Below are 12,507 nucleotides of genomic sequence, written 5' to 3' on the forward strand. Positions count from 1 at the left end.
CTCTCTTTAATAAAGGAAGTTGATCAGTTGGAAGCAGGGGCCAGCTCGGCATTGCCGTTCTGGCGGAAGGTAATCAGGGTTACCAGCAGGGCCAGTACAGCCAGCGCGGCGGCAGCCAGTGGCACGCTGGTCAGGCCGTAGCCGTGGGCGATGACGCTGCCGCCGACCCAGGCGCCAAGGGCGTTGCCGACGTTGAAAGCGCCGATGTTCAGGGTCGAAACCAGGTTCGGCGCAGCCTTGCCGAAGGTCACCACATTGACTTGCAACGCCGGCACAGCGGCGAAACACGCGGTGGCCCAAAGGAACAGGGTGATCTCGGTCGGGATCAGCGCGACGCTGGTCCAGCTCAACACCGTGGAAACCACGGCCATGGCGATGAACACGCCGATCAGCGTGGCGGCCATGCCTTTGTCGGCGAGTTTGCCGCCGATGATGTTGCCGACAGTCAGGCCCAGACCGATGAGCATCAGCGTCCAGGTCACGCCACGCGGCGACACGCCGGTGACTTCGCCAAGCAGTGGGGCAACGTAGGTGAACAGGGTGAAGACCGAGGCGGCGAACAACGCGGTCATGCTCAGCGACAGCCAGATGCCGGCGCCTTTGAGCGCGGCGAGTTCGGCGCGCATGTCGAGTTTCTCTTCGTCACGCTTGGCCGGCAGAAAGCGGATCAGGCCGATCAGCGCGATCACACCGATGACGGTCACTGCCCAGAAGGTCGAACGCCAGCCGGCTTCCTGACCCAATGCGGTACCCAGCGGTACGCCAAGTACGTTGGCCAGGGTCAGACCGGTGAACATCAAGGCTACTGCCGAGGCACGTTTGTTCGGCGCGACCAGATTGGCCGCCACTACCGAGCCGATGCCGAAGAACGCGCCGTGACACAGCGCGGTGACTATCCGGGCAAACATCAGCACGTTGTAGTCGCTGGCGATGGCGCAGAGCAGGTTGCCGACAATGAAGATGCCCATCAACGCCACCAGCGCTGCCTTGCGCGGCAACCTGGCGGTGGCCAGCGCCATGAACGGTGCACCGATGGCCACGCCCAGGGCGTACCCGGTGACCAGCCAGCCGGCGCCGGGAATCGACACGCCGAGGTCCGCCGCCACGTCGGGCAGCAGGCCCATGATGACGAACTCGGTGGTGCCGATGGCGAAGGCGCTCAGGGCGAGGATGAGAAGCGAAAGGGGCATGCAGGTTTCCTTGTCGGCTGGCTGACGTTAAGGGTCAGAGCTCTTTACTGAGGGTGCTGAGAAACGCCTGGATGACGTCCTCGTTACGTTTGAAAAAATGCCACTGCCCGGCCTTCTGGCTGCTGATCAGCCCGGCCCGTTGCAACGTCGCCAGGTGTGCCGACACGGTCGATTGCGACAGGCCGCAACGTTGATCGATCTGCCCGGCGCAAATACCGTATTCGTGGTTGTGCAACTGCTCGGGGAATTCGCCTTTCGGGTCTTTCAGCCAGTTGAGGATGTCTCGCCGTACTGGGTGCGCCAGGGCTTTTATTATTTCGTCGAGGTCGAGGTTCATGGCTTGGGCTCGTAGTGGCAGTAGCGATATATCGCGATGGAGCGAACTTTAAATCGTTGGATCGCGATATACCAATATGAATTCGGTCTGACGAGCGCATAAATCGCTATATCGGGTTATAACGATGCGAGGGTGCTGGAGCAGCAAGCGCAGTGCTAAGCTGCGCCCATGAACTATCTCGCGCATTTGCATCTCGGCGGCCAGCGCCCCGGTCAGTTACTCGGCAGCTTGTATGGCGACTTCGTCAAAGGTCGGCTGCAAGGCCAGTTCGACCCGGAAGTGGAGGCGGCGATTGCGCTGCATCGGCGCATTGACGTGTTCACTGATCGGCATCCACTGGTGGACACTGCCCTGGGCCGCTTCAGCGAAACGCGGCGGCGTTATGCCGGAATCGTCCTCGATGTGTTTTTCGATCATTGCCTGGCGCGGGACTGGACGCTGTATGCCGACCGACCGCTGGAGCAGTTCACCGCAGACGTCTATCAGGTGCTGTCCCGCGAACGGCAATTGCCGGAGCGGCTGGCGAAGATCGCCCCGCACATGGTCGCCAACGACTGGCTGGGCTCGTATCGCGAATTTGAGGTGCTGGAACAGGTGCTGCGCGGGATCTCGCGACGGCTGACCAGGCCGGAGGAATTGGCCGGGGCAATGGCGGAGTTGCGGCGGTTGTATGAGCCGTTGAGTGAAGACTTCAGCTTGTTCTACCCGCAATTGCAGGATTTCGCACAAAACTCTGATCCACTGAAGATCTGAATGTGGGAGCGAGCCTGCTCGCGAAGGCGTCCTGTCAGTCAATATATTCGGCGACTGACAGGTCGCATTCGCGAGCAGGCTCGCTCCCACAGGGGATTTGTATTTTCAGGCGGCGATCAAATCGCCTGCGCGACGCGGTTCGGCAGGTTTCGCCACCTCACCAAACAACACCTTCTGCACCGCCTGCTGCGCTTCGAACGCCAGCGCCGCGCGCTCGCGGCCCTGACAGGCAATCGGCTTGAGCAGATGCACCTGGACATCGCCGCAGTCATGGCTGAACAGACGCATCAGATGCGAGAGCAAATCATCGTCACCAATGAACGGTGCGAGCGTATCGATTTCGCCGTCGCGCAGATAACGAATCGCCACCGGTTGCAGCATCACCTCGGAATCGATCGCCGCCGACAGCAGGCGACCATGAAAGGTGCGCAGCGAACGGCCATCGGTGGTGGTGCCTTCGGGGAACATCAGCAGCGCGTGTTCGGTTTGCAGATGGCGGGTCATCTGCTTGCGGATCAACTGACTGTCGCCCGACCCACGGCGGATGAACAGGCTGCCGGCCTTGGCCGCGAGCCAGCCGGCCACCGGCCAAGTGCGCACTTCGGCCTTGGACAGAAACGACAGCGGCGTGAGCATGCCCAGCAGCGGAATGTCGGTCCACGACACGTGATTGCTGACCCACAGCATCGGCTGTTTCGGCAGCTCGCCATGCACGCTCACGCGAAACGGCAGGGCATTGCTCAAACGCGCCATGAAAAAACGCGACCAGCGCTGACGCCGCTCCATCGAGTGCGCCAGACCAATGCGCTCGAACACGCCGAAGACGCTCGCCATGGTCAGCCCCAGCGTCACCACCAGCAGCACTCGCGCGATTCGCGCGTACACCCGCAACCGGCTCATCACACCGCCGCCTTGAAGTGTTTGGCGTAGCGCGGGCAGAGTTCGTCGCGCTTGAGCAGGATGAACACGTCGGCGACCTGGAAGTCTTCGTCCCAGCACGGCTCGCCGCAGATCTTCGCCCCGAGGCGCATGTAGGCCTTGAGCAGCGGCGGCATTTCGGCGATGACGTTGGACGGGATATCCAGCGTCGGCAGCGGATTTTTCGGCTCGGCGCGCAAGTGTTCGGTGCACAGATAACGCTCGCGCAGACGCTGCATGATCGCGTGGGCCTGAATGCCGCCGTCCTGCATCGGGATGCTCGCGCAACCCATCAGGTAGCTGTAGCCGCCCTGATTGAGCACTTCGGCCAATTCGCCCCAGAGCACGGCGATGGTGCCGCCGTTGCGGTATGCCGGATCGACGCAGGTGCGGCCGATTTCCAGGATCGGGCCTTGCAGATGGGCGAGGCCGTGCAGGCTGAATTCTTCTTCGCTGTAGAACTTGCCGAGGCTGCTGGCGGCAGTGTGATCAAGCAGACGCGTTGTGGCGACCAGGCGCCCGGTGTTCAGATCACGCACGCCGATGTGGCTGCAGTGAACATCATAATCATCCATGTCCAGACCCAGTTCGGCGCCTTTGAGTTTGGCGTTGAACTCGCCGCTGAAGACGGCGAAGCGCAGGGCCTGGGCTTGCTGCAAGGCTTCGGCGCCGATCAGGCGTTCGGCTTGCAGGCGGCGTTCATTGCCGGTGTCGCTGATGCGGGCGATTTGCGTCATGTGAATCTCCGTACGGGCCTTTAACCCGTCGTGGGTTGCAGCCGATCGACTTTCTTTATGCAGCCGTGTTGTGCAAAGTCAGGCTATGTAGCCCCGGTGTCATCGCCATGAACGTTCGGTGATGCTTATATGACAGCCCACGAGGAGGCGCCCATGCCCTGGCCAGATCTGCTGCACCGCCGTGAACGCTTGCCCGCCGCAGCTGATCTGGCCGAGGGCTTTGCAACGTTGTTGCAGACGCTGGGCAACGTCACGCCGTTCGAATTGGCGGTGGCCGGCGGGCGGCGGATGGCGACGCCGGGGCTGGCGTTTCTGGTGGGTTATCAGGCGGCGCTGCGCATGTTGTGGCCGAGCGCGCCGCTGAGCCTCGGCGCCTTGTGCGCGACCGAGCAACGCAGCCTGCGTCCGGCCGATATGCAAACGCGGCTGCGCGATTTGCGCTTGAGTGGGCGCAAGGATTTCGTCACCGCAGGCGACGCCGCCGATTGGTTACTGGTGGCTGCGCGCAGTGAGGAGCCTGGCGAAACACCGCGCCTGAGTCTGGCGGTGGTCTATCCCGGCGAGCCCGGCGTGAGGGTGGAAAAGCTGCCCGCCTTGCCATTGATGCCGGACATCAGCCACGGCCGCCTGTACCTCGACGGCGCCCTGTGCGAATTGCTCGCCGGCGACGGCTGGGACGCCTACGTCAAACCGTTTCGCACCCTTGAAGATGTCTACGTGCTCAGCGCCATGACCGCGTGGTTGTACGGCGTCGGCCAGGACAGCGACTGGCCGCAGGCCCTGCAATTGCGTTTGCTGGCGCTGCTGGCCGGGTGCGCCGAGGCCAGCCGGCAAGCGCCGAACAATCCGCCCGGGCATGTGCTGCTGGGCGGGTTGTTTGCGCAGTTTGAAGCGCTGGCGGGGGAGGTGGACCAGGCATTGGGCAATGGCCCGGTGGAGTGGGCGCAGATGTGGCAGCGGGACAAGGGCGTGATGCAGTTGGCGGCAGGGGCGAGGGCGAAGCGGTTGGCCAAGGCTTTGGCGGTGACCTGAGCGGCCCCTTCGCGAGCAGGCTCGCTCCCACAGGGACGGTATTCTTCAATTGAAATGCGATCAACTGTGGGAGCGAGCCTGCTCGCGAAGGCGGCCTCAAAATCACCATACATCTGTCATAAACCCCGACTAGTCTCGACAGGTTCATTCCCTGAGCGCCCACCATGTTCAAAGGCCTGTCCCTGTTCCTGCTGCTGATCAGCCTCACCGTCCGCGCCGAACAATGGCCCGGCGAGCAATGGCCAATCGCCCCGCAGATCACCGGCCCGGCCGTCGAGGCGCTGGAAAACTACGCCTTCGCGCCGCGCAACGACGCCACCCGCGACGGCATCCGCACCGACGCCTTGCTGATCATCCACGACGGCCAGATCATCTACGAACGCTACGCCGCTCCGACCACTGCTCAGACACCGCATCTGACCTGGTCAATCAGCAAAAGTCTGCTGGCAACCGTTCTCGGTGTGGCCTACGGCGAAGGCCGGTTCAAACTCGATGATCCAGCGCTGAAGTTCTACCCGGCGCTGGAAAAACACCCGGCGATCACCCTCGGCCATCTGCTGAACTGGGCCTCCGGTCTCGATTGGCAGGAGGACTACGAATACGCCCCGCTGAAATCCTCGGTGGTGGCAATGCTCTACACCCGCGGCCATCGCGACATGGCCGCGTTCACCGCCGCACACGACAGTTATGCCGCAGCGGGTCAGGCTTTCCGTTATTCCAGCGGTGACAGCAATCTGCTCGCCGCTGCCCTGAAAACCATGGTCGGCGCAGAGCGTTACGCCGACTATCCGTGGACAGCATTGTTCGAGCCGTTGGGCATTCGCCACGCCGTGTGGGAAAGCGATGCCAGCGGCACATTTGTCGCCTCGTCCTATGCCTATCTCACCGCGCGGGATCTGGCGCGGGTCGGTCTGCTGATGGCGCGCGGCGGGCGCTGGAACGATCGGCAGTTGCTGCCCGAGAATTGGCTCGCGTTCAACCTCACACCGTTTGCCGGCTACAAGGCGCATCAGGACGAAGCCGTACCCGGTGGCCATTGGTGGCTCAATCGTCCTGTCGACGGCGCCACATCACCATGGCCCGACGCCCCACCCGACACCTTCGCCGCCCTCGGCCACTGGGGCCAGGCGCTGTACGTGATGCCTAGCGAGAAACTGGTGATCGTGCGTTACGGCGATGATCGTGATGGCAGCTACCAGCACAACGAATTGCTCAAACGCGTGTTGCAGGCGGTGCGGCCATGAAGCGCTTTCTATTGTTGCTGTTGGTCGTGCTGCTCGGTTGGGGTTGGTATGAACGGGAAAACCTCTGGGCTTTCCCGGACATCATCAGCGCCTACACCGCCAAGGAATATTGCTCGTGTCGTTATGTGATGAACAACGATGCTGGGTATTGCCGTGGCTATGTGAAGCAATGGCTGCCAACCAGCCGTTTTACCGATGACGCTTCGAGCAAAACCATCACCGTCAGCGGCTTGGGCCGCAGCCACAGCGCGCAGTGGCTGAGCGAACGCCAGGGCTGTCGCCTGAATCCTTGAATTATCTGGTCTCCCCTGTGGGAGCGAGCCTGCTCGCGAAATCGTCGCAAGCCGCAATACATGCTGTGCGGGGAGCATTGCATTCGCGAGCAGGCTCGCTCCCACAGGGCTTGCAATAACTTGGCGGGCGGTTAAGGTTCGTGCAGGTTTATCGCCCCCACGAGTGTTCAATGTTCAACCGCTCCCTCTATACAACCTTCGCCAGTCTGCTGTTGACCGCCGCTGCGCTGCCGGCCCAGGCCAATTGGTATCTGGACGGCGAGTCGTCGCGGCTGTCGTTCGTCAGCACCAAAAATGCCAGCGTTTCGGAAGTGCAGCGCTTTCTGGTGCTGCACGGCAAGGTCGACCCCAACGGTCGCGCCGAGGTCGAAGTCGAGCTCGAATCGATCAACAGCGGCATTCCGCTGCGCGATGAGCGCATGCGCAAGGAGCTGTTCCAGATCGAGCAGTTTCCCGCAGCCACCATCACCACCCAGATCGACCTGCGCCCGATCAACGATCTGGCGCCCGGCGCGCAGCTGGAGTTGCGCCTGCCGCTGACCGTCAGCCTGCACGGCAAGCAGCACGAATACCCGGCCGAGTTGCTCGCCACGCGTCTGGATGATCGGCGTTTTCAGGTGGTCACGCTGGAGCCGCTGGTGATCAACGCCGAGGATTTCGATCTGGCGCCGGGCCTGGAAAACCTGCGCAAACTCGCCGATCTGTCGGCGATCAGTCTGTCGGTGCCGGTGGGTGCGGTGCTGATTTTCACGGCGCGCTGACATGCGCGGTGCGGTGTTCCCCTGGCGTGACGGCAACCGTTTCGAACTGTTGATCGACGGCCCGCAGTTCTTTCCGCGCATGCTCGAGCATATCGCTGGAGCTACAGAGCAGATCGAACTGGAGCTGTATCTGGTCGAGGCCGGCGCCTGCGCCGAAGCCATCGTCCAGGCGCTGGTCGCGGCGGCCGAGCGCGGCGTGCGCGTGCGTTGCTTGTTCGATGATTACGGCAGCCTCGCGTTCACGCTGCATCTGCGCCAGCGCCTGACCCAGGCCGGCGTCGAGCTGCGTTTCTACAATCGCCTGAGCTGGCGGCGCTGGGTCGGCAATTTCTATCGCGACCACCGTAAATTGCTGCTGGTCGACCAATGCCTGGCAGTGGTCGGCGGCACCGGCGTGACCGATGAATTCTGGACGCCGGGCCATGATGTCAGCGAGTGGCACGAGGTGATGGTCGAGATCAGCGGCCCATTGGTGATCGACTGGCAATTGCTGTTTGATCGCCAGTGGATCGCCAACCGCTACCGCCGCGCCTGGCGCCCGGCCGCGCATTTCGGCTTGCCGCGCCTGCCGCGTGTGCCGGACAAGGGCGAAGGCATGGGCCGCGTGGCGTATGCCGATGCCCGTCAACATCGCGACATTTTGCAGTCGTTGTTCCGTGCGTTGAACAGCGGGCAAAAACGCATCTGGATGGCCACGCCGTACTTCCTGCCGACCTGGAAAATCCGCCGCTCCCTGCGCAAGGCTGCCGCGCGCGGCGTCGATGTGCGCTTGCTGCTGACCGGGCCGCGCACCGATCACCCGTCAGTGCGCTACGCCGGGCACCGCTATTACCCGCGCCTGCTCAAGGCCGGCGTGCAGATCTTCGAATACCAGCCGTGCTTCCTGCACCTGAAAATGGTTCTCGTCGACGAATGGGTAAGCATCGGTTCGTGCAACTTCGATCACTGGAATCTGCGTTTCAATCTGGAGGCGAATCTGGAAGCGCTGGACCCGGCGTTGACGGCAGCAGTGGAGGCGAGCTTTGTGAAGGACTTCGGCTTGAGTCAGCTGGTGAGCCTGGAGGAATGGCAGCGCCGACCGTTGTGGCGGCGGGTCAAGCAGCGGGTGTGGGGCTGGGTGGATCGGTTGGTGGTGAATATTCTCGACCGTCGCGGATAGCGGGGACACCCAAAACCACTGTGGGAGCTGGCTTGCCAGCGATGAGGCCATCACATTCAACATATCAGTTGACTGTCAGGCCGCCATCGCTGGCAAGCCAGCTCCCACAGGTTTATGTGTTACCTGAAAAAATTACAGCAATTCAAAACTCTGCTGCGTCACCGCCTGCGAATCCAGGCCGATCTGCACGTTGAACTTGCCAGGCTCGGCCGCGTATTTGAGCTGGGCGTTGTAGAACTTCAGGTCTTCCTCGGTAATGGTGAAGTGCACGACCTTCTGTTCGCCGGCCTTGAGCATGATCTTCTGGAAGTTCTTCAGTTCTTTCACCGGGCGGATCATCGAACCGGTGACGTCCTGGATGTACAACTGCACCACGGTTTCGCCGTCACGCTTGCCGGTGTTCTTGACCATGACGCTGGCGTCGAGCTTGCCGCTGGCGTTCAGGGTGGTCGATGACAGCGCCATATCGCTCAGGGCGAAGGTGGTGTAGCTCAAGCCATAACCGAACGGAAACAGCGGGCCGGTGGTGTCATCGAAATACTGCGATGTGTAGTTGCCCGGTTTGCCCGGAGTGAACGGCCGGCCGATGCTCAGGTGGTTGTAGTAGGTCGGGATCTGGCCCACGGAACGCGGGAAAGTCACCGGCAGTTTGCCCGACGGGTTGTAGTCGCCGAACAGCACGTCGGCGATGGCGTTGCCGCCCTCGGTGCCGCTGAACCAGGTTTCCAGAATCGCATCGGCCGACTGGTTCTCTTCGAGAATCGTCAGCGGACGGCCGTTCATCAGCACCAGTACCAGCGGTTTGCCAGTGGCTTTCAACGCACGGATCAATTCGCGCTGGGTTTCCGGGATGTTCAGGTCTGTGCGGCTCGAGGATTCGTGGGACATGCCACGGGACTCGCCGACAGCGGCGACGATCACGTCAGCATCCTTCGCCGCTTTCACCGCTTCGTCGATCAGCACGCTGGCCGGGCGCGGGTCATCGACCACTTCCGGGGCGTCGAAGTTGAGGAAGTTCAGGTAGTCGAGGACCTTCTTGTCGCCCGTGATGTTGGCGCCACGGGCGTAGATCAGGTTGGCCTTGTCGCCGATCACCGAACTCATACCGTCGAACAGGGTGACCGATTGCGCCGGGCGCCCGGCGGCGGCCCAACTACCCATCATGTCGATCGGCGCTTTCGCCAATGGACCGACCAGCGCGATTTTCGCGTCTTTCTTCAGCGGCAGGGTTTCGTTGTGGTTCTTCAGCAGCACCAGACTGCGACGTGCCACTTCGCGGGCCTCGGCGCGGTGCAGGCGGCTCTCGGCGTAGGTGTCGGCCGGATCATCCTCGGCCTTGCCGATGCGCAGGTACGGGTCCTTGAACAGGCCCATGTCGTACTTGGCCGCGAGGACTTCGCGCACAGCGTTGTCGATGTCTTTCTGTTCGATCTCACCAGACTTGAGCAACCCCGGCAGCTCTTTGCCGTAGAGGGTGTCGTTCATGCTCATGTCGATGCCGGCCTTGATCGCCAGCTTCGCCGCTTCGCGACCGTCGCGAGCGACACCGTGCTTGATCAGTTCGAAAATCGCGCCGTGATCGCTGACTGCCAGGCCTTTGAAGCCCCAATCCTTGCGCAGCAGGTCGTTCATCAGCCAGGTGTTGGCCGTGGCCGGAATGCCGTTGATCGAGTTCAACGCCACCATCACACCACCGGCTCCGGCATCGATCGCGGCGCGGTACGGTGGCAGGTAATCCTGGTACATCTTCACCGGGCTCATGTCGACGGTGTTGTAGTCGCGACCGCCCTCGACCGCGCCGTACAGGGCGAAGTGCTTGACGCTGGCCATGATGCTGTCGGCAGCGCTCGGGGTCTCGCCCTGATAGGCCTTGACCATGACTTTGGCGATGCGCGAGGTCAGGTAAGTGTCTTCGCCGAAACCTTCGGAGCTGCGGCCCCAGCGTGGATCGCGGGAGATATCCACCATCGGCGCGAAGGTGATGTCGAGGCTGTCAGCGGCGGCCTCTTTAGCCGCAACGCGACCGGACTGGCCGATGGCGTCCATGTCCCAACTCGACGCAAGGGCCAGCGGAATCGGGAAAATCGTACGGTGACCGTGGATCACGTCGTACGCGAAAAACATCGGAATCTTCAGGCGACTGCGCATGGCCGCGTCCTGCATCGGACGGTTTTCCGCGCGGGTGATCGAGTTGAACGTGCCACCGATGTTGCCGCCGGCAATTTCCTTGCGGATCAGTTCGCGGGGCATTTCCGGGCCGATGCTGATCAGGCGCAACTGGCCGATCTTCTCGTCGAGGGTCATTTGTTTCATCAGGTTGCTGATGAAAGCGTCCTTGTTTTCCAAAGGTACCGGGGTCGTGGCGGCCAGTACCTGATGACTGGCCAGGCTGACGAACAGACCCAGCAAACACAGCTTCTTCATGAATTTTTTCTCTAGAGCCCAAACGGTGATGTAACACCGGCCAGCCAAAATGTAGGGAGCGACTATTGTTGTTCGGGTGCCGGCGCAAAATCCTGAGCCGGAAAACCGCAGCCGACAGCGGCAACGTGAACGCGAAGGGCACTTTTTAGCCGATTAACCCGTCGCATGCCAGTGGCGGCGCCGATTATGCCCCAACCGCTGGCCGGGAATGCCCAGCGCTCGGTTTTTAAATCAAATGTGTCATGGAGCATCACTGCAATGAATATCAGCTCAACCTCCCGTTCACGGCTACAGATCGCCACGTTGCTGGTGTTCGCCACGCTGTTGACCGCGTGCGGCATCAACAATATCCCGACCCTCGACGAACAGGTCAAAGCCGCCTGGGGCCAGGTGCAGAACCAGTATCAGCGCCGCGCCGACCTGATCCCCAATCTGGTGGAAACCGTGAAGGGCTATGCCGCCCATGAGCAGGAAACGCTGACCGCCGTGATTGAGGCGCGGGCCAAGGCGACGTCGATTCAGGTCGATGCCAGCACCCTCGACAATCCCGAGAAGCTCAAGCAGTTCCAGCAGGCACAGGATCAACTGACCGGCGCATTGAGCCGTTTGATGGTGGTCTCCGAGCGCTATCCGGATCTGAAGGCCAACCAGAACTTCCTCGCCCTGCAATCGCAACTTGAAGGCACGGAAAACCGCATAGCCGTAGCGCGTCGCGACTTCATTCTGGCGGTGCAGAAATACAACACCGAGATCCGCACCTTCCCCGGTCGCCTGTGGCACAGCGTGATGTACAGCGATCTGCCAATGCGCGAAACCTTCGAAGCCACCACGCCCGGCGCGGAGAAGGCCCCGGAAGTGAAATTCTGATTCGAGGTTGCCCATGCGTGTGTTGAAACTGAGCCTGGTGCTGCTGCTCTGGCTGTTCGCCGTCAGCGCCCGGGCCGAACTGACGTTTCCGCCGCTGAGCGGGCGCGTGGTCGATCAGGCGCAGATGCTCGAGCCATCGATTCGCGCGCAACTGAGCCAGCAATTGCAGGCGCACGAACAGGCCACCGGCGAGCAATTGGCGGTGGTCACGTTGCCCGATCTGCAGGGCACCACCATCGAGGATTTCGGCGTTCAGCTCGGTCGGCACTGGGGCATCGGTCAGAAGGACAAGAACAACGGCGCCTTGCTGATCGTCGCCCGTGACGAGCGCAAACTGCGCATCGAAGTCGGCTATGGCCTGGAGGATCGCCTGACCGATGCGCAGTCGTCGGTGATCATTCATCAGGTCATCACGCCGGCGTTCAAGGCCGGCAATTTCAGCAAAGGCATCAGCGATGGCGTTGCGGCGATGCTGGTGGTGCTCGGTGGCAATCCGCTGGACGAACCGTCGACCGTGTACGAATCCAGCGGCGACCCGGCGGATGATTTCATCTCGCGGCACCCGGCGCTGTTCATGTTTCTGGTGATGTTGTTCATCGTGACGGTGTTTGTCTGCCAGATGCTCGGTATCCTGCCTGCCGGCCGGGGCGGCTCCGGAGGAGGGGGCGGCTTTGGCGGAGGCGGCGGATTCGGCGGCGGTGGCGGCTTCAGCGGTGGCGGGGGCAGTTTCGGCGGCGGCGGTTCGTCCGGCGGCTGGTGAGATCAAAAGAATAATGAGCAGGCAATTTTCGA

Annotated in this window: 13 protein-coding genes; 8 read left to right on the forward strand and 5 right to left on the reverse strand. The window is 62.0% G+C overall.

The genetic code is table 11. The features are described from left to right. Window positions 1-23 precede the first annotated feature (23 nt). A complete protein-coding gene (locus J2Y39_RS01670) occupies window positions 24-1,190 on the reverse strand; it encodes an MFS transporter (protein ID WP_150636450.1) in 1,167 nt (388 codons plus the stop codon). 34 nt (window positions 1,191-1,224) lie between these two features. Further along, entirely contained in the window at window positions 1,225-1,527 is a 303-nt protein-coding gene (locus J2Y39_RS01675) for a helix-turn-helix transcriptional regulator (RefSeq protein ID WP_016771327.1), read from the reverse strand. A gap of 168 nt (window positions 1,528-1,695) precedes the next feature. Here J2Y39_RS01675 and J2Y39_RS01680 point away from each other — a divergent pair, with 168 nt between their 5' ends. Continuing rightward, window positions 1,696-2,280, forward strand: a complete 585-nt coding sequence (locus tag J2Y39_RS01680) for an ACP phosphodiesterase (RefSeq protein ID WP_095180569.1) — start codon at window positions 1,696-1,698, stop codon at window positions 2,278-2,280. 105 nt (window positions 2,281-2,385) lie between these two features. Here the strand turns inward: J2Y39_RS01680 and J2Y39_RS01685 are convergent, their stop codons facing one another. Further along, a complete protein-coding gene (locus J2Y39_RS01685; protein ID WP_041478905.1) occupies window positions 2,386-3,180 on the reverse strand; it encodes a 1-acyl-sn-glycerol-3-phosphate acyltransferase in 795 nt (264 codons plus the stop codon). Continuing rightward, window positions 3,180-3,935, reverse strand: coding sequence for an L-ornithine N(alpha)-acyltransferase (gene olsB / locus J2Y39_RS01690; protein WP_016771324.1), 756 nt, complete (start codon window positions 3,933-3,935; stop codon window positions 3,180-3,182). Before olsB ends, J2Y39_RS01685 begins: the two co-directional genes overlap by 1 nt. Before the next feature lie 153 nt (window positions 3,936-4,088). Here olsB and J2Y39_RS01695 point away from each other — a divergent pair, with 153 nt between their 5' ends. The 5 genes from J2Y39_RS01695 to J2Y39_RS01715 all read left to right on the forward strand — a co-directional run bounded on the left by J2Y39_RS01695 (window position 4,089) and on the right by J2Y39_RS01715 (window position 8,424). Then, on the forward strand, window positions 4,089-4,967 hold the full coding sequence (locus J2Y39_RS01695; RefSeq protein WP_310214676.1) for an acyl-CoA dehydrogenase family protein: 879 nt from the start codon (window positions 4,089-4,091) through the stop codon (window positions 4,965-4,967). A 164-nt stretch (window positions 4,968-5,131) separates the two neighbouring features. Next, entirely contained in the window at window positions 5,132-6,211 is a 1,080-nt protein-coding gene (locus J2Y39_RS01700) for a serine hydrolase (protein ID WP_310214679.1), read from the forward strand. Further along, on the forward strand, window positions 6,208-6,504 hold the full coding sequence (locus tag J2Y39_RS01705; protein ID WP_236167999.1) for an amidase: 297 nt from the start codon (window positions 6,208-6,210) through the stop codon (window positions 6,502-6,504). Before J2Y39_RS01700 ends, J2Y39_RS01705 begins: the two co-directional genes overlap by 4 nt. 170 nt (window positions 6,505-6,674) lie before the next feature. Then, on the forward strand, window positions 6,675-7,265 hold the full coding sequence (locus tag J2Y39_RS01710) for a YceI family protein (protein WP_039762684.1): 591 nt from the start codon (window positions 6,675-6,677) through the stop codon (window positions 7,263-7,265). 1 nt (window position 7,266) lies between these two features. Beyond that, the gene (locus tag J2Y39_RS01715) at window positions 7,267-8,424 is read left to right on the forward strand and encodes a phosphatidylserine/phosphatidylglycerophosphate/cardiolipin synthase family protein (protein WP_056783426.1); all 1,158 of its coding nucleotides are present in this window, start codon (window positions 7,267-7,269) and stop codon (window positions 8,422-8,424) included. 132 nt (window positions 8,425-8,556) lie between these two features. On the opposite strand, the gene bglX is transcribed toward J2Y39_RS01715, so the two are convergent. Continuing rightward, window positions 8,557-10,848 carry a beta-glucosidase BglX gene (bglX, locus tag J2Y39_RS01720; RefSeq protein ID WP_130887059.1) on the reverse strand — a complete coding sequence of 764 codons (2,292 nt, stop codon included), beginning with the start codon at window positions 10,846-10,848 and terminating at the stop codon, window positions 8,557-8,559. A gap of 258 nt (window positions 10,849-11,106) precedes the next feature. Between bglX and J2Y39_RS01725 the strand changes: the two genes are divergently transcribed. Further along, window positions 11,107-11,715 carry a LemA family protein gene (locus J2Y39_RS01725; protein WP_095180575.1) on the forward strand — a complete coding sequence of 203 codons (609 nt, stop codon included), beginning with the start codon at window positions 11,107-11,109 and terminating at the stop codon, window positions 11,713-11,715. Window positions 11,716-11,728: 13 nt separating this feature from the next. Then, window positions 11,729-12,475, forward strand: coding sequence for a TPM domain-containing protein (locus tag J2Y39_RS01730; protein ID WP_310214687.1), 747 nt, complete (start codon window positions 11,729-11,731; stop codon window positions 12,473-12,475). Window positions 12,476-12,507 lie beyond the last annotated feature (32 nt).

Origin of the sequence: Pseudomonas sp. 2957, from assembly GCF_031456345.1 — a bacterium.
GTDB lineage: Bacteria > Pseudomonadota > Gammaproteobacteria > Pseudomonadales > Pseudomonadaceae > Aquipseudomonas > Aquipseudomonas siliginis.